Source organism: Flagellimonas aurea, assembly GCF_017313785.1.
GTDB lineage: Bacteria > Bacteroidota > Bacteroidia > Flavobacteriales > Flavobacteriaceae > Flagellimonas > Flagellimonas aurea.
In genome coordinates, this window is record NZ_JAFLNL010000003.1 from 107,714 (window position 1) to 124,615 (window position 16,902).

The 16,902-nt window shown below is 42.6% G+C and carries 14 protein-coding genes; 11 read left to right on the forward strand and 3 right to left on the reverse strand.

All coding sequences use genetic code 11. From position 1 onward, the window contains the following. Nucleotides 1-152: 152 nt before the first annotated feature. Both J0656_RS06260 and J0656_RS06265 read right to left on the reverse strand, forming a co-directional pair. Entirely contained in the window at nucleotides 153-572 is a 420-nt protein-coding gene (locus J0656_RS06260) for a nucleoside-diphosphate kinase (protein WP_207032352.1), read from the reverse strand. A gap of 48 nt (nucleotides 573-620) precedes the next feature. Next, nucleotides 621-1,655 carry an alkaline phosphatase D family protein gene (locus J0656_RS06265; RefSeq protein WP_207032355.1) on the reverse strand — a complete coding sequence of 345 codons (1,035 nt, stop codon included), beginning with the start codon at nucleotides 1,653-1,655 and terminating at the stop codon, nucleotides 621-623. A gap of 74 nt (nucleotides 1,656-1,729) precedes the next feature. On the opposite strand from J0656_RS06265, the gene J0656_RS06270 reads away from it, so the two are divergent. From J0656_RS06270 to J0656_RS06295, 6 genes are all read left to right on the forward strand, one after another. Further along, nucleotides 1,730-2,746, forward strand: coding sequence for a DHH family phosphoesterase (locus J0656_RS06270; RefSeq protein WP_207032356.1), 1,017 nt, complete (start codon nucleotides 1,730-1,732; stop codon nucleotides 2,744-2,746). Continuing rightward, a complete protein-coding gene (gene gldI, locus J0656_RS06275; protein WP_207032357.1) occupies nucleotides 2,743-3,291 on the forward strand; it encodes a gliding motility-associated peptidyl-prolyl isomerase GldI in 549 nt (182 codons plus the stop codon). Before J0656_RS06270 ends, gldI begins: the two co-directional genes overlap by 4 nt. Nucleotides 3,292-3,302: 11 nt before the next feature. Next, nucleotides 3,303-4,406, forward strand: a complete 1,104-nt coding sequence (locus tag J0656_RS06280) for a peptidylprolyl isomerase (protein WP_207032358.1) — start codon at nucleotides 3,303-3,305, stop codon at nucleotides 4,404-4,406. An 88-nt stretch (nucleotides 4,407-4,494) separates the two neighbouring features. Beyond that, nucleotides 4,495-5,568 (forward strand): DUF3810 domain-containing protein, encoded by a 1,074-nt coding sequence (locus J0656_RS06285; RefSeq protein ID WP_207032359.1) that lies wholly within the window; start codon nucleotides 4,495-4,497, stop codon nucleotides 5,566-5,568. 59 nt (nucleotides 5,569-5,627) lie between these two features. After that, nucleotides 5,628-8,573: an amidohydrolase family protein gene (locus J0656_RS06290; RefSeq protein WP_207032360.1), complete on the forward strand. Its 2,946-nt coding sequence runs from the start codon at nucleotides 5,628-5,630 to the stop codon at nucleotides 8,571-8,573. A gap of 10 nt (nucleotides 8,574-8,583) precedes the next feature. Beyond that, complete coding sequence (locus J0656_RS06295; RefSeq protein ID WP_207032361.1) at nucleotides 8,584-9,882, forward strand: amidohydrolase family protein; 1,299 nt, start codon at nucleotides 8,584-8,586, stop codon at nucleotides 9,880-9,882. A 54-nt stretch (nucleotides 9,883-9,936) separates the two neighbouring features. On the opposite strand, the gene J0656_RS06300 is transcribed toward J0656_RS06295, so the two are convergent. Further along, on the reverse strand, nucleotides 9,937-10,740 hold the full coding sequence (locus J0656_RS06300; protein WP_207032362.1) for a DUF6503 family protein: 804 nt from the start codon (nucleotides 10,738-10,740) through the stop codon (nucleotides 9,937-9,939). Nucleotides 10,741-10,808: 68 nt separating this feature from the next. Here J0656_RS06300 and J0656_RS06305 point away from each other — a divergent pair, with 68 nt between their 5' ends. The 5 genes from J0656_RS06305 to J0656_RS06325 are packed head-to-tail and all read left to right on the forward strand — an operon-like array spanning nucleotide 10,809 to nucleotide 16,872. After that, on the forward strand, nucleotides 10,809-11,609 hold the full coding sequence (locus J0656_RS06305) for a TrmH family RNA methyltransferase (RefSeq protein WP_207032365.1): 801 nt from the start codon (nucleotides 10,809-10,811) through the stop codon (nucleotides 11,607-11,609). A 3-nt stretch (nucleotides 11,610-11,612) separates the two neighbouring features. Next, nucleotides 11,613-12,845: a M48 family metallopeptidase gene (locus J0656_RS06310; protein WP_207032367.1), complete on the forward strand. Its 1,233-nt coding sequence runs from the start codon at nucleotides 11,613-11,615 to the stop codon at nucleotides 12,843-12,845. Between the two features lie 44 nt (nucleotides 12,846-12,889). Continuing rightward, on the forward strand, nucleotides 12,890-15,094 hold the full coding sequence (locus tag J0656_RS06315) for a RelA/SpoT family protein (protein WP_207032368.1): 2,205 nt from the start codon (nucleotides 12,890-12,892) through the stop codon (nucleotides 15,092-15,094). A gap of 41 nt (nucleotides 15,095-15,135) precedes the next feature. Further along, the gene (locus J0656_RS06320) at nucleotides 15,136-15,591 is read left to right on the forward strand and encodes a Fur family transcriptional regulator (protein ID WP_207032369.1); all 456 of its coding nucleotides are present in this window, start codon (nucleotides 15,136-15,138) and stop codon (nucleotides 15,589-15,591) included. A gap of 12 nt (nucleotides 15,592-15,603) precedes the next feature. After that, nucleotides 15,604-16,872 carry an adenylosuccinate synthase gene (locus J0656_RS06325; RefSeq protein ID WP_207032370.1) on the forward strand — a complete coding sequence of 423 codons (1,269 nt, stop codon included), beginning with the start codon at nucleotides 15,604-15,606 and terminating at the stop codon, nucleotides 16,870-16,872. Nucleotides 16,873-16,902: the final 30 nt, after the last annotated feature.

Below are 16,902 nucleotides of genomic sequence, written 5' to 3' on the forward strand. Positions count from 1 at the left end.
CAAGTATAATCTAATGTCATTTCGACAGAGCGAAGCGAAGAGAAATCTAACTTAAATCCTATTCCTTGTTTATGAGATTCCGTGTCAAGCACGGAATAAATAAAAAAAGCCACCCGAAAAGGTGGCTTTACTAAAATTATCTTGTAAATCGATTAGTAGATTTCCCTTCCTGAAAAGTGGAAAGCACCTTCGATAGCAGCATTTTCATCACTATCGGAACCGTGAACCGCATTTTCACCAATACTGGCAGCATACAGTTTTCTAATGGTTCCTTCAGCAGCTTCTTCTGGGTTTGTAGCCCCGATCAAAGCACGGAAATCATCCACGGCATTGTCCTTTTCCAAAATGGCAGCAACGATTGGGCCCCTTGTCATAAACTCCACCAATTCGCCAAAAAATGGACGCTCTTTGTGGATGGCATAGAATATTTCGGCATCCCTAGTGCTCAATTGTGTGTACTTCATGGCCACAATCTTAAATCCAGCAGCCGTAATTTTATCCAAAATTGCCCCGATGTACCCATTTTCAACGGCATCAGGCTTAATCATGGTAAACGTTCTATTTCCAGTCATTTTTTAAATTTTGCGCAAACTTAAGCTTTTTCGACCAAGGTACAAGGCTCAATAGCTTTGTTTTAACTCTTGAAGAACAGTACCATTGTCCCCCATAATTTTAAATTCGGCTCTTTTCTCTTCAATATTCAGGTTGATGATTCCATAGCTTTTATCGGAAACCACCTCCCCTACGCGGTGTTGATTAGGCTCTCCGCTAAAGCTGAAATACGAATGGGTCAGCCCACTACTGGTAAAGTCCACCAATGGATAGGATAGGCCGTCAACATCAGCTCTGGAGAATTCAGAAATATGACGGTCACCCGATAAAATAATCACTCCCTTTGCTCCTGATTGCACAATTACATTTTCAAGTTTCTCCACTTCCAAGGGAAAGTTGCCCCAAGTTTCAAAACCATGTTCGCCCGAAAGCACTTGAATGCTGGACATAATCAGGTTGAAATCGGCATCCGATTCTTTAAGTTCTTTCCCCAACCATTCCCATTGAGCATTCCCAAGTATTGTAGCTGTAGAATCCATTGTTGGTTTGTATCTCCTATTTGAATCTTCATCTTTAATCAGCTCACTTCTAAAATAGCGCGTATCCAGTACAATCACTTTTACCTTGCCCGCTGGCACTTCGTAATCATGGGAGGTATAAACACCTTCTTGGTTTCTTCGCTCACTATCCTCTGGCACTCCCATAAAATCCAAAAATACCTGCTGGCTTTCTGCCTTTATCGCAAAATCGGACCCTCCGTCATTCACACCAAAATCGTGATCGTCCCAAGTACCGATAATCGGAACTTCGTTTCTCAACTTCGCATATCCTGCCACGGTATCCTGCATCGCATAGATAGTGCGTAATCGCTCAACATCATCCGTGTCCGCGTAAACGATGTCCCCACCCCAAATCCAAACATCTGGATTTTCAGCCAAAATATCGTCCCAAAATGGATTAGGTTCTTGTGACATATTGCAGGAGCCAAAGGCCACAACAAAATCAGGCGCAGGCTGCTCTTGGGACTCAGTTGTTTGCTCCGCCTTCTTTTTACAGGAAATAAACAAAACCAATGCCGCTAAAATTAGGTATGATTGCTTCATGATATGATTTTACAGAACCAAAAATACGGATAAACCAAGTTACCTCTATATTATATTATTGTATATTTGGCCGCATGAATTCAGCGGATATCACGACAGTAAAGTCGATTCTTTCCCAACCTCAAAAGATAGCGATCATACCCCACAGAAATCCTGACGGAGATGCCATGGGGTCCTGCTTGGCACTATATGGATTTTTAAAGAAAAAGGGGCATACCGTACATGTGGTCGCTCCAAATGACTATCCAAAATTCCTTAAATGGATGCCGGAGAACGATACCGTTATCAATTTTGAGAGGGAAAATCCAAAGGCAAAAGAAGTTATCAATAAGGCTTCTGTAATTTTTACCTTGGATTTTAACGACCTTTCCCGTGTTGGGCAAATGGAACAGGTCTTGAAAGAGGCGAGCGCCGATTTTATAATGATAGACCACCACCAACAACCGAGCGATTATGCAATGGTGACCTATTCCGATGTGACCATGAGCTCTACCTGCGAGATGGTGTTCAACTTTATTGATTTTTTAGGTGAAACCGATCAAATTGATGCCGATATGGCCACAAACCTGTACACAGGCATTATGACGGACACAGGTTCCTTTAAGTACCGTTCCACCTCGAGCAAGACCCACAGGGTTGTCGCGGAACTTATAGACAAGGGCGCGGACAACATGGCCATTCACCAAGAGGTTTTTGACACGAATTCTCCTTCTCGCCTACATTTGCTAGGTGTTGCGCTGAGCAATATGGTGATTCTGCCCGAATACAGAACCGCTTACATTACCCTAACCCAAGACGAGCTGGACCAGTACGACTTTAAAAAAGGTGATACAGAAGGTTTTGTAAATTACGGCCTAACTTTGGAAGGGATTATTTTCGCTCTTATTTTTATCGAAAACCGGGAAGAGGGAATTATTAAAATTTCTTTGCGGTCGATAGGGGATTTTTCTGTGAACGAATTTGCACGAGCTCATTTTAATGGTGGCGGACACACCAATGCGGCCGGGGGAAGAAGCGAAACCAGTATGGAGGAGACCATTTCCAGATTCAATGATATTTTAAAAACGTATAAAGACAAATTGAACCCATGAGATTTTTTCTAGCTGTTCTGTTGGTTGTATCTGTTACAAGTTGTGGGGGTCCGGAACCGAGAAGGCCCATAGAGGTTAAATCGGGCAGTTTCTTCAAGGAATCCATAGAACGCACCAAAAAATTGTTGGCCGAGGAGGAAAAGGCCATTCAGGAAATCATTTCCAAGGATACGGTCCACGAGTATATGTCGAACCCTAATGGGTTTTGGTATTATTACGAGACCAAGAACGATACTGCCACCTATCAATTAAAATCGGGCGACCAGATTTTGTTTTCCTATAATTTGATGAACTTGGAAGGTGACACCATTTATACCGCAGAGGAAATTGGGCCGCAATCGCATGTCATTGACAAACAACAATTGTTTCCCGGGCTTCAAAATGCCGTGAAGCTGTTAAAAATAAACGAGAAGGCTACATTTTTGTTCCCATCTCCCCTAGCTTTCGGCTATCAAGGTGACAATAAATCAATAGGCCCAAAAACACCTCTTAAATCATCCGTAGAATTACACACAATCATAATAGACAACGACAGTTTAAATTAAATTCATAAACAATGAAGAAATTATTTTACAGCATACCTGTATTTCTCCTAGTGATCATGGGGTGCAAATCCAGTAAATATGCCGATTTGGGAGATGGTATCTTTGCCGACATACAAACTACTAAAGGAGACATCATCATCCAATTGGAATACAAGAAGACACCTGTTACCGTGGCCAACTTTGTATCCTTGGCAGAAGGAAAAAATCCATTTGTAAACGAAGAGTATAAGGATAAAAAATTCTATGATGGAATTGTTTTTCACAGGGTCATTAAAGATTTTATGATTCAAGGAGGAGACCCGACCGGAAGTGGAAGCGGAAACATCGGCTATACCTTTAAAGATGAATTCAACGATTCATTGCGGCACTCCAAAAAAGGGATTCTCTCCATGGCCAACAGAGGACCAAAAACTAATAGCAGCCAATTTTTTATTACGCACAAGGCCACGCCTTGGTTGGACGACAAGCACACCGTTTTTGGTGAAGTGGTGGCAGGCATGGATGTTGTGGACACTATTGCCAATGTAAAGACCGGCGCCGGTGACAGACCTGTTTCTGAAATTGCCATGAACCATGTAGAGATTGTTAGAAACGGCAAGGAAGCACGTCAGTTTGATGCCATTAAGATTATGAGCGACTACTTTGAAGAAGCAAAACTAGCGGAAGCCGCATTCAAAAAAATGAAGGAAGATCTTGCCGCTCAATTTGCTGAGCAGATCGAACAAGCCGAAGAAACCGAAAGTGGATTGCGTATTTTAACGCTGAAGGAAGGTGAAGGTGAGCAGCCAAAAGTGGGTCAAAAAGTTTTGGTAAACTATGCAGGGTGGTTGTTCAACGCAGATTTGTTCGATAGTAACATCCAGGAAATTGCCGAACAATTCAACCAATTGAACCCAGGTAGAAGAGATCAGGGCGGGTACACTCCCTTCCCAATGTCCTACAGCCCAGATGCACAATTGGCCGCTGGTTTCCGTGAAGGATTGTTGACTATGAAAGTTGGTGATAAAGTACGTTTGTTCATCCCTCCACATTTAGGGTATGGCGATAACGATTATGGTCCAATACCTGGTGGTTCGACCTTGGTTTTTGATGTTGAAATAGTTGGAATCCAATAATAAAATTCCAAAAGCATAACTTAAAAAAAGCCGTACTTTTCCGTGCGGCTTTTTTTATTTTCCATAAAAACAAATTGCTCAACCTTCGATGAGACAAAAAACCAAGACAATTATTGCGATTGCACTCCCGGTTCAAATCATTTTGGTCAAATGGATAGGTAGTTATCCCAACCTTGTTGAAGCGTATTACAGTAATGGCATATATCCTTACATTTCAAGTTTTTTAAGAATACTGTTTGGTTGGATTCCATTTTCATTTGGGGACATACTCTATACCCTAATTGTACTGTTGGCCATCTGGTATATCTATAAAAACTGGAGAAGCATCAAGCAGAAACCTCTTTTTTTCCTAAAGGATATTGCAGTGTCACTTTCCGTAGTATTCTTTCTTTTTCATCTGCTTTGGGGCATGAACTACCACCGCCAACCCATCACTTGGAAGCTCAACATTGAGCATGAATATACGGTCGACGAATTGGTTGAACTGACACGGTTCATCGTGAAACAAACGAATCAATATCAAATGGAACTTACTGGAGATACCATCTCTCCTGTCCATATCCCCTACTCCAAAAAAGAAATCTTCGCCAAAACCGAAGAAGCCTATGCCAACTTTGCAGAGCAATATCCCGATTTCGGATATCAACATCTCAGTCTAAAATCATCCATTTATAGCATACCCTTAACTTTTATGGGATATGGCGGCTACCTGAACCCTTTTACCAACGAGGCACAAGTGAATGGCGTTACCCCAAAATTCAGATTGCCCACCGTAAGCTGTCACGAAGTAGGCCATCAGTTAGGTTACTCTGCTGAGGGGGCCACTAATTTTATTGGCTATTTGGTCACATCAGAAAGTAATGATCCTTACTTCAAATACTCTGCCTACAACCATGCCCTAGGATACTGCCTTACCGACCTTTTTCATAAGGATGAAGAAAAGTATAATGAGATTGTGGGCACCATCAACATGGGGGTAAAAGAAAATTTTAATGAATTAAGAGATTTTTGGGAAAAATATGAGAATCCTATGGAACCTATATTTAAATCCGTGTTCAACACTTTTTTAAAGGCGAACAACCAAAAAGAAGGCATCAAAAGTTACAATGCGGTCGTAGGTCTTATGATCAACTACAGAAAACAGCAAATGGCTATCCAATAAGACTTGTGGAGTCCTTTGAGTTACGTTATATTTAAACCGACTAATTCAATTCAAACCTTATGAAACTTAAACTTTTAGCGCTGCTGTTCTTTGTAGGCAGCGTTTCTTTGTTTGCACAGGATTACTTTCCAATCAATGACGGTGTAAAGGCAAAGAAAAACAACAATTACACGGCATTTACCAATGCCAAGATCTATGTAACCCCGACCCAAATTATCAACAAGGGTACTTTGCTGATTCAGAACGGTAAAGTAGTACAAGTTGGTAAATCCGTAAACATCCCAAAAAATGCAATTGTCGAGGATATGAGCGGTAAATCCATTTACCCCTCGTTTATCGATGTGCTATCCGGTTTTGGGGTAAAACTTCCTAAAGAAGCCAGTGGCGGAGGAAGGTCTGCACAATATGGTCCATCCAGGGAAGGGTTTTATTGGAACGACCACATTATGCCGGAAAACGACGCCATCAGCAGTTTTGAGTATGATAAAAAACAGGCCGAGGAGTTGAGAAATGCCGGTTTTGGAACCATCAATGCCCATATTGAGGATGGTATCGCCAGAGGAACAGGAGTTTTGGTCGCTTTAAACGACGAAGCTTCCGAGGCCCAACGTATCCTTTCCGATAAATCGGCCCAATACTTTTCTTTTGAGAAAAGCCAAGCATCCAGACAATCTTACCCAGGTTCCTTGATGGGGGCCATGGCCCTGATGAGACAGGTATATTATGATATGGATTGGTACAGCAAGGGTAATGTGAACACCAAAGATCGTTCTTTGGAAGCACTTATTGCCAATAAAGGACTAACCCAGATTTATGTTGCCGGTGATAATGGCAACGTATTGAGAGCCGATAAAATCGGTGACCTTTTTGGAATACAGTACACCATTTTAGGTGGTGGAGATGAGTATGAGCGTATAGATGAAATCAAAGCTACCAATGCCAAATTGATCCTACCCGTTAATTTCCCGGATGCGTTTGATGTATCTAATCCTTATCAAGCAAAATATATTGCTTTAAAAGATATGAGACATTGGAACTTGGCGCCCTCCAACCCAAAAGTGTTGGCGGACAACGGTGTCGAGTTTTCCATCACCCTCCACGGACTCAAGTCTCCAAAAGACCTAAAAGACAAAATAATGAAGGCTATTACTTATGGTCTTCCTGAAACCAAAGCACTAGAGGCCCTTACCACAATCCCTGCTTCAATATTGGGTAAATCCAATGAAATAGGGTCATTGCAACCTGGTAGCCAAGCCAATTTCCTGATTACCTCAGGCGATATCTTCGACAAAGGGACTACTCTTTATGAGAACTGGGTACAAGGAACCAAGAATATTGTGGAGAGCATGGACGTAATCGATATTAGAGGTGATTACGACCTTGCCGTCAATGGAACTACTTATAAAGTTTCCTTGACCGGCGATGCTGATAAACCAAAGGCCGAAATCAAAAAAGGAGAAGAGAAGGTTGATTCCAAAATCGATTATTCGGCTGACTGGCTCAATATTTCTTTTAGTGAGGACAATATCGGTTCTTACCGATGGGTAGCACAGGTTATGCCGGGTGCCAATAGCATAAAAGGCACTGCAGTTCTTCCCAATGGAGATGAAACTACGGCTACAATGACCAAGACATCTCCCTTCGAAGAAAAAGCCGAAGAAGATGAAACCGCGGAAAAGCCACAGCTTATGGCCGTTACCTATCCAAATGTAGGTTACGGTTTTAAAGAAAAACCCAAACAGGAAAGTATTTTGTTCAAAAACGCAACGGTCTGGACCGGTGAGAGCATTTTGGAGAATACAGATGTACTGATCAAAAACGGGGAAATTTCCAAAATTGGAAAAGACCTAAGAGCCGGAGGAGCAACAGTTGTTGATGCCACCGGCAAACACTTAACGGCTGGAATTATTGACGAGCACACCCACATTGCAGCATTGGCCATTAACGAAGGGGGGCACAATTCATCTGCCGAAGTGCGTATGGAAGATGTGATCGACCCAAAAGACGTTGCCATTTACCGAGATTTGGCGGGAGGTGTTACCACTGCCCAGTTGTTGCACGGTTCAGCCAACCCGATTGGCGGGCAATCCGCCATTATACGAATGAAATGGGGAGAAAGTGCCGAAGATATGGTATTTGACAACTCACCCAAGTTCATCAAGTTTGCTTTGGGAGAGAATGTAAAGCAGTCCAACTGGGGCAGCTACTCACGTTTCCCACAGACAAGAATGGGAGTTGAACAGGTGTATACCGACTACTTCCAGCGTGCCAAGGAATATGATGAAAAGAAAAAGAGCGGCGAACCATACCGCCATGATGAGGAAATGGAGACATTGGCCGAAATCTTGAACGGAGAACGTTTTATCTCATGCCACTCTTATGTGCAGAGCGAAATCAATATGATGATGAAGGTCGCCGAAAAATTCGGCTTCCGTGTCAATACATTTACCCATATTTTGGAAGGCTATAAAGTTGCCGATAAAATGGCCGAACACGGTGTTGGTGGCGGTACATTTAGTGACTGGTGGGCCTACAAATACGAAGTGAACGACGCTATTCCCTACAATGCTGCCATCATGAGCAGTCAAGGTGTGACGGTTGCCATCAACAGTGATGATGCCGAAATGTCCAGAAGATTGAACCAAGAAGCGGGCAAGACCGTCAAATACGGAGGCATGTCAGAAATTGAAGCTTGGAAAATGGTCACGCTGAACCCGGCCAAACTACTTCACTTGGACGACCGCGTTGGAAGTATTGAAGAAGGAAAGGATGCCGATATTGTGCTATGGAGCGATCATCCGCTATCCGTTTACGCAAAAGCTGAAAAAACCTTGATCGAAGGAAAAGTATATTTTGATCTCGAAAAAGACAAAATGCTCAGGGAATCCATCAAAAAGGAACGTAACCAGTTGATTGGAATGATGCTGAACGATAACAAAAAGGGTGGAAAATCCAAGACCCCTGTCCAAAGCAAGAAAGAAGAATTTAATTGTGACACCCTTTAAAAAATAGATCATGAAGAAAATATTTTTAATCATAGCAATTGTTTTTGGGGTTTCATTGAACGCACAGCAGACCCCTGCCCCGCCTCAATCCGAACAAATAGCCATAATCGGTGCCACGGCCCATATCGGCAATGGAGAGGTGATAGAGAACTGTACCATCATTTTTAAGGATGGTAAAATTACCGCTATCGGTGCAGGTTTGATGGCCCCGACAGTTGGGACCATGATCAATGCCGAAGGAAAACACGTGTATCCAGGTTTTATCGCTCCGTCCAAATCCCTTGGTTTGGTAGAGGTAGATGCCGTTAGGGCCAGTGACGACCAGGACGAAATCGGCGAAATGATTCCACACGTTCGCAGTTTGATCGCTTACAATGCAGAGTCCAAAGTAGTGGAAAGCATGCGCCCAAATGGTGTACTTATCGGACAGGTAACCCCTGTTGGAGGAACCATATCGGGAACTTCCAGCATTGTTCAGTTCGATGCTTGGAACTGGGAAGATGCAGCAGTCAAAACAGATGATGGCATCCATATGAACTGGCCGAACTTTTTCAGAAGAGGCCGTTGGTGGGCTGGCGAAGAAAGAGGATTTATTCCAAACAAAGAGTACGGCAAGGAAATGGCGGACATTGAAATGTTCTTCCAAAATTCCATTGCCTACGGAAAAGCCAGTGAAGATGAAAAAAACTTGCCATTTGCCGCCATGCAAGGCTTGTTCGATGGTTCCCAGCGCTTGTACATCCATGCAGACGGTGAAAAAGAAATGACCGATGCCGTGACAATGGCCAAGGAAATGGGTGTTAAAAACGTAGTAATCGTTGGTGGATATAGAGCCAATAAAATTGTGGACCTACTTAAAGAACACAATATTCCCGTATTGGTAGAACGCACACATGCATTGCCAAGTTTTGAAGACGATGATTACGACATTACTTATAAATTGCCAAAATTATTGGTCGATGCTGGCCTTTTGGTCGGATTGCAAAATGAGGACGCTGCCAATTTCCAGGTACGCAACCTTGCTTTTTATGCAGGACAAACCGTAGCTCAGGGATTGGACAAAGAAACCGCACTCCAATTAATAACCGGAAATACGGCCAAAATTCTTGGAATTGATGACATGTACGGAACTTTGGAAGAAGGTAAAAGTGCCACATTGTTTATCTCCGAAGGTGATGCCTTGGACATGAGGACCAACAAACTTACCAAAGCCTACATCGATGGCAGGGACGTTTCATTGGAAACCCACCAGACCGAACTTTGGAAACGGTACATGGGCAAATACGAAAGAGAAAAAGAAGGACAATAGATTTTTCCAAATAAAAAACGGCGCTCTAATGAGCGCCGTTTTTGTTTTCGCGAATTAATTCATTTTAATGGGAACGTACTCCCCATTTTCTGGTTTTTCGTAAAATGTTTCAGGTTTGGCATCGCCACTCAGCATAACTTCTTCAAAATTGACCGTGCTTGCCGGTTCCAATATCTTTCTTCCCTCATAATTATGCCATGTGATGGATTTTGGAAGTGCTAATCCGTTCACTTCTTGCCAGTCATCATAGCGAATCCATTTTACATTGTCCGAACTTTCCCCGGAACGGTAGGTTACGGTATAACCCAACCAAGCCATCTGGTGGGTATCTGCATCAAAATGGATGAAATATTCATCTTTGGATGAAGCACCAACACCTGATTCATAGGCTATTTGCAGACCGGGGTATTTTTTGCCTTCATATTCCAAATCTTCGGTAGCAGAATATAGGATGCCATCATCGGACAACACAAAGGGCATAGCGAAGAAATAAAACATCAAATTATGATAAAAGCCAGCGTCGCCCTCGTAATTGCCCGCTTCATCTAATAACCAAGCTTGTTCCCCGTCGAAACCCATCGAAAATTGTTCCGTGTCAATTCTGTCCTTTCGGGTCCATAAATCAATGGTATGGGTTTCGGATTGGTTTGGTTTTGGCAGCACAAAGGATACTGTTCGTTGTGATTTCCATTTTTTCAAACCTCCATGTGCATCAAAAACTTTCGTCAAGGCATCAGGATAAACAGCTTCGTCAACCACCATTTCCTGCTGAACTGGCGTTTCATTTTTTTCTGTTTTGGGATTTTGTTTACAGGCGGTTAGGCCAATAAAAAGTAATAGGATGGTTAATTTGTTCATGGATTAAATTTTACCAGTTGGTCGAAAAGCCCTTTTTATAATTACAGGAATGGCTATTTTTACCCAGTATGGAAGCTAAATTCATCAGCAGTGCCCAGAATCCCTTGGTAAAAAAGATTCTGCAACTCAAAGAAAAGTCCCGTGAACGAAAAAAAACGGGCCTTTTTGTTGTGGAAGGACAACGGGAGCTGGAATTGGCGCAAAAGGGAGGCTATGCTTTGCAAACGCTTCTCTATTGTCCAGAACTGATGGGTTCCAGCTCCGTTAATGCTTTTACCAAGACTTCCGACCAAGAAATTATCCAAGTTTCCGAAAGTGTTTACGGTAAAATTGCACATCGGGGTACCACCGAAGGCATCATGGGTTTGATGCGTTCCAAAGACCATGCGCTGGCAAACATCGTTTTCAAAGACAAAACACCTTTGGTGCTGGTGGCCGAAGCCCCAGAAAAACCAGGTAATATCGGTGCATTGTTGCGTACTGCCGACGCCGCATCCGTAGATGCCGTTTTAATAGCAAATCCCAAATCAGACCTATATAGTCCAAACATTATCCGTTCCAGCGTCGGTTGTCTTTTTACCAACCAGATTGGCGTGGGAACCACGGACGAAATCATTGATTTTTTACAAACCAACCAAATCAAAATTTACTGTGCTGCACTTACCGCTTCCAAAAATTATGTGGATTGCGATTTTAAAGCCGCTTCCGCCCTTGTAATGGGTACGGAGGCCACCGGATTAACAGAAAAATGGCTTCAAAATTCCGACCAAAACATAATTATACCGATGCAAGGAGAAATAGATTCCATGAATGTTTCGGTATCCGCTGCAATACTTATATTTGAGGCGAAGCGCCAGCGCGGATTTTAAGCTATGGAAAAAAACATCCTTTTTTATGTCATTCTGGCCATTCTTGTGGTCCAATACTTGGTTCACCAGTACTTGGAATACCTGAATGCCAAGCGTTTCAAATCTACATTGCCACCTGAGCTTGCCGATGTGTTTGATGAACAGGAATATCAAAAATCGCAACAATACAAGAAAATCAATTATAAATTTGGAGTCATTTCAGATGGCTTTTCACTGATTCTGACCATCTGCTTTCTTGCTTTTGGAGGTTTTGAATGGGTAGACCAACTTACGCGTTCCATCACGCAGGACAGTATTCCTATGGCATTGATTTTCTTCGGAATCATTATGTTGGGAAGCGCTATTTTGGGACTCCCCTTTTCCTATTACCGCACTTTTGTGATTGAAGAAGAATATGGTTTCAACAAAACCACAAAATCCACCTTTTTCTCCGATAAAATAAAGGGCAGCATCCTAACCGTTGTTCTTGGAGGAGGTATTTTGACATTGTTCATGTTGTTCTACCAATCTACAGGGGCCAATTTTTGGATCTATGCGTGGATTGCCGTTGGAATCTTCATTTTGTTCATCAACTTATTCTATAGCCGCTTGATCGTGCCATTGTTCAACAAACAAACACCGCTTGAGGATGGAAGCTTAAAAAGTTCGATTGAAAACTATGCGCAAAAGGTAGGTTTCGAGCTTCAAAATATATTTGTGATCGATGGTTCTAAAAGGTCCACCAAGGCAAATGCCTATTTTTCAGGTTTCGGGAAAGAGAAAAGAATCACTTTGTTCGACACCTTGATCAACGACCTTAGCGAAGATGAAATTGTGGCTGTATTGGCTCACGAAGTAGGTCATTACAAACGTAACCATATCATTGTAAATCTTGTAGTTTCGCTATTGACCACAGGTTTGACGTTGTTCGTTCTTTCATTGTTCATCAACCATCCAGAAATATCCTTGGCCATTGGGGTCTCCACCCCAAGTTTCCATGCTGCCCTGGTCGGGTTTGCATTGTTATACAGTCCAATATCCGAAGTCACTGGATTGATTATGAACTATTTATCCCGAAAATTCGAATTTCAGGCGGATGACTTTGCGAAAAATACTTTTGCGGCAACCCCTTTGGTCTCTTCCTTAAAAAAGTTGTCCAAAAAGAGTTTGAGCAATTTAACACCTCACCCAGCTTACGTATTCGTACATTATTCACACCCCCCTTTAGTGGAACGTATCCGAAACCTAAAGGCATAGTTTTTGTTGTTTAGATAATAAGATTATAGTAAATTTAATATACTATGACAGAGGCTGCTATTGAAAAAGAGAACAAGGAGATTGCGAAGCAGTACAAGGAATTACTTCGCATAAGCTACCAAACATTGACGGACGAGGACAAGAAGTTGATTCGTTCCGCATTTGATGTGGCCGTGGACGCCCATAAGGACCAACGAAGGAAATCCGGGGAAGCCTATATCTTCCATCCCATTGCCGTAGCTAAGATCGTAGCTTCGGAAATTGGTCTCGATGCCGTTTCCATTGCATCTGCCCTGCTCCACGATGTCGTTGAGGACACTGTTTATACCTTGGCCGATATTGAACGGATGTTCGGGGAGACAGTTGCCCGAATTGTGGATGGGTTGACCAAGATTGCGCATCTCAAGAAAGATAAAGATATAAGTCAGCAAGCAGAGAATTTCAGAAAAATGCTGCTGACCCTACATGATGATGTCCGGGTAATCATCATCAAGATAGCCGACCGTTACCACAATATGCTCACCATGGATTCCATGCCTGAGCACAAACAGGTGAAGATTGCTTCGGAAACCCTCTACATCTATGCGCCGTTGGCTCACAGAATTGGGCTGTACAACATCAAAACCCATTTGGAGGACCTTTCCCTAAAGTATACGGAGCCAGAGGTCTACAACGACATTTACGCCAAAATCGAGGATACGGAAGAGGAGAGCCTTGCCTATATCGAGGATTTTTCCAATGTGATCAGGACATCGTTGGACAAAGAAGGCCTTAATTATTTTATCAAGGGCAGGATGAAGTCCATTTTTTCTATTCGTAGAAAAATGAAGGCACAAAATGTCTCTTTTGATGAAGTCTACGACAAGTTCGCCATCCGAATTATCTATAAATCCGACAAGAAAAACGAAAAATTCCTTGCCTGGAAAATATATTCCATTGTTACCGACCACTTTACTCCCAACCCTATCCGTTTACGCGACTGGATTACCTCGCCAAAATCTACGGGTTACGAAGCGCTCCACATTACCGTTATGGGCCCCAAGGGCAAATGGGTAGAGGTTCAGATTCGAAGTGAGCGCATGCACGAGATTGCCGAAAAAGGATATGCCGCCCACTTTAAATACAAGCACGGAGCGCAAAAAGAGCAAGGTATCGAGGAGTGGCTAAACAAATTACAGGAGGCATTGGAAAGCGCCAATGGCAACGCAGTTGATTTTGTGGAGGAATTTAAGCTCAACCTATACTCCAAAGAAATATTCGTATTCACTCCAAAAGGAGATTTAAAATCGATGCCGAAGGGTGCGACAGCGTTGGATTTCGCTTTCAACATCCATACGGAAATTGGGATGAAGACCCGAGGGGCCAAGGTCAATGGAAAACTGGTACCACTGGGAACAAAACTAAGAAGTGGCGATCAGGTTGAGATCATCACCTCCGAAAGTGCCAAACCCACCCAGACATGGTTGGATTATGCAGAAACGGCCCGCGCCCGCTCCAAGATAAAATCATCCTTGAGCGAGGAGAAAAAAGAAGTCGCCGAAGAAGGGAAGGAAATTCTACGCCGTAAACTCAAGGCACAGAAAATTAACCTGAACGAGGATACCGTGAACAAATTGGTGACCTTTTTCAAACTAAAAACCAGTTTGGACCTTTTCTATCGGGTTGGTATCGGGGTTATCGACAACGACAAGTTGAAAGATTTCTCTTCGTCCTATCACAACGCATTTATCAATTTCTTCAAAAACAGGATACGTAAAAGTCCTGCTCCAAAAGATGTTGATAGAAATGAGATTACCACCAAATACGATCTGCTTGTTTTTGGTAAAGAGGAAGAAAGGCTCAACTATAAATTGTCCCAATGTTGCAACCCCATACCTGGGGACGAAGTATTTGGCTTCGTAAGTGTAAACGATGGTATCAAGGTCCATAAAAAGAACTGTCCCAATGCTATTTCACTTCAATCCAACTATGCCTACCGCATCATTAGTGCCAAATGGATAGATTCCTCTCAAGAAGAATTTTCCGTCGACATCCAAATCACGGGCATCGACAACATGGGGCTGGTAAAGGATATCACCAAAATTATTTCGGAAAATATGCACGTAAATATGAGGAACCTCAATTTTAGTGCGGACGGCGGAACCTTTAAGGGGAAAATTACGCTCGTGGTAAAAAACAATAATATCCTACAACGGCTGATGAACAATTTAAAGCAGGTCGAAGGTATAGATAAAGTGACCAGAATTTAATTTTTAACTGTACCTTTGTGCATTAGCATAGGTAGAAAGCCATGGGAAACAATAAAAATCAGGAAATTGTAAAAAACGTGTTCACGGCCTATCTTGAGGAAAAAGGACACCGCAAGACCCCTGAACGCTACGCCATTTTACAGGAAATTTATGAAAGCGACGATCATTTTGATGTAGAATCCCTTTACATTAAAATGAAAACCAAGAATTATAGGGTGAGTCGTGCAACACTTTACAATACCATCGAACTTTTATTGGAATGTAAGTTGGTTCGAAAGCACCAATTTGGAAAAAATCAGGCCCAGTACGAAAAGTCCTATTTTGACCGCCAGCACGATCACGTGATACTGACCGATACCGGCGAGGTTGTAGAGTTTTGTGACCCGCGCATTCAATCCATCAAAAAAACCATTGAGGAGGTCTTTGACATAAAGATCAGTAACCACTCATTATACTTCTACGGAACCCGAAACAAAGAAAAAAACCTAACTGAATAACCCACATATTACATGGTAGATTTATTGCTTGGACTCCAATGGGGAGACGAAGGAAAAGGAAAAATTGTTGATGTACTGACCAAGGAATACGATATTATCGCCAGATTTCAAGGAGGTCCAAATGCAGGGCACACTTTGGAATTTGATGGTATAAAACACGTTTTGCACACCATTCCGTCCGGAATATTTCATAAAAATGCCATCAATGTGGTAGGCAACGGAGTCGTAATCGACCCTGTGATATTTAAAAAGGAGCTCGATAATTTGGAGAAATTCAATATAGACATCGAAACCAAGCTCTTTATATCAAGAAAAGCACATTTAATATTGCCCACCCACCGGTTGTTGGATGCCGCTTCCGAGGCTTCCAAAGGGAAGGCAAAAATCGGTTCCACCTTAAAAGGTATTGGACCGACATACATGGACAAAACCGGCCGAAACGGTATGCGCGTAGGCGATTTGGAGTTCGACGATTGGAAAACTAAATATAGGGCTTTGGCCGACAAGCACGAAGCCATGATCGATTTTTACAATGTGGACATCCAATACAACCTTGATGAATTGGAAGCCGAGTTCTGCGAAGGTGTGGAAAGATTGAAAAAATTAACCTTCATCGATAGTGAAGAATACATCTTTAAAGCTCAGACCGAAGGCAAAAAAATATTGGCAGAGGGAGCACAAGGCTCTCTGTTGGACATTGATTTTGGAACCTATCCATTCGTAACATCGTCAAACACTACCGCTGCCGGTGCCTGTACCGGTTTGGGTGTTGCTCCCAACAATATCAAAAATGTGTTGGGAATTTTCAAGGCCTATACCACCAGAGTGGGAAGCGGCCCCTTCCCTACCGAATTATTTGATGAAGACGGTGCCACAATGGCCAAGGTCGGCAACGAATTTGGTGCTACAACAGGAAGACCCCGACGTTGCGGTTGGTTGGATTTGGTTGCCTTGAAATATGCCGTTCAAATTAACGGTGTAACAGAACTGATGATGATGAAAGCCGACGTTCTTAGCGGTTTTGACACCATAAAGGTCTGTACTGCATACCAATATAAAGGAGAGAAGATCCAGCATTTACCTTACAGTATAGAGGAAGAATATGTAACCCCTGTTTATACTGAAATGAAGGGCTGGTCCGAGAATCTTACAAAACTATCCAAAGCGGAGGATTTGCCTGCAACCTTAAATGATTACATTGCCTTTTTGGAAGAGCAGTTAAACGTACCCATAAAGATTGTATCGGTAGGACCGGATAGACTTCAGACCATTCATAGGTAAGTTTATACTTTTTAAGGCTGATTGGTTGTT

Excerpts from the sequence above, each read along its gene's own strand:
- J0656_RS06260 (WP_207032352.1), bottom strand. The coding sequence starts at position 572 with ATGACTGGAAATAGAACGTTTACCATGATTAAGCCTGATGCCGTTGAA.
- J0656_RS06265 (WP_207032355.1), bottom strand. The coding sequence starts at position 1,655 with ATGAAGCAATCATACCTAATTTTAGCGGCATTGGTTTTGTTTATTTCC.
- J0656_RS06270 (WP_207032356.1), top strand. The coding sequence starts at position 1,730 with ATGAATTCAGCGGATATCACGACAGTAAAGTCGATTCTTTCCCAACCT.
- gldI (WP_207032357.1), top strand. The coding sequence starts at position 2,743 with ATGAGATTTTTTCTAGCTGTTCTGTTGGTTGTATCTGTTACAAGTTGT.
- J0656_RS06280 (WP_207032358.1), top strand. The coding sequence starts at position 3,303 with ATGAAGAAATTATTTTACAGCATACCTGTATTTCTCCTAGTGATCATG.
- J0656_RS06285 (WP_207032359.1), top strand. The coding sequence starts at position 4,495 with ATGAGACAAAAAACCAAGACAATTATTGCGATTGCACTCCCGGTTCAA.
- J0656_RS06290 (WP_207032360.1), top strand. The coding sequence starts at position 5,628 with ATGAAACTTAAACTTTTAGCGCTGCTGTTCTTTGTAGGCAGCGTTTCT.
- J0656_RS06295 (WP_207032361.1), top strand. The coding sequence starts at position 8,584 with ATGAAGAAAATATTTTTAATCATAGCAATTGTTTTTGGGGTTTCATTG.
- J0656_RS06300 (WP_207032362.1), bottom strand. The coding sequence starts at position 10,740 with ATGAACAAATTAACCATCCTATTACTTTTTATTGGCCTAACCGCCTGT.
- J0656_RS06305 (WP_207032365.1), top strand. The coding sequence starts at position 10,809 with ATGGAAGCTAAATTCATCAGCAGTGCCCAGAATCCCTTGGTAAAAAAG.
- J0656_RS06310 (WP_207032367.1), top strand. The coding sequence starts at position 11,613 with ATGGAAAAAAACATCCTTTTTTATGTCATTCTGGCCATTCTTGTGGTC.
- J0656_RS06315 (WP_207032368.1), top strand. The coding sequence starts at position 12,890 with ATGACAGAGGCTGCTATTGAAAAAGAGAACAAGGAGATTGCGAAGCAG.
- J0656_RS06320 (WP_207032369.1), top strand. The coding sequence starts at position 15,136 with ATGGGAAACAATAAAAATCAGGAAATTGTAAAAAACGTGTTCACGGCC.
- J0656_RS06325 (WP_207032370.1), top strand. The coding sequence starts at position 15,604 with ATGGTAGATTTATTGCTTGGACTCCAATGGGGAGACGAAGGAAAAGGA.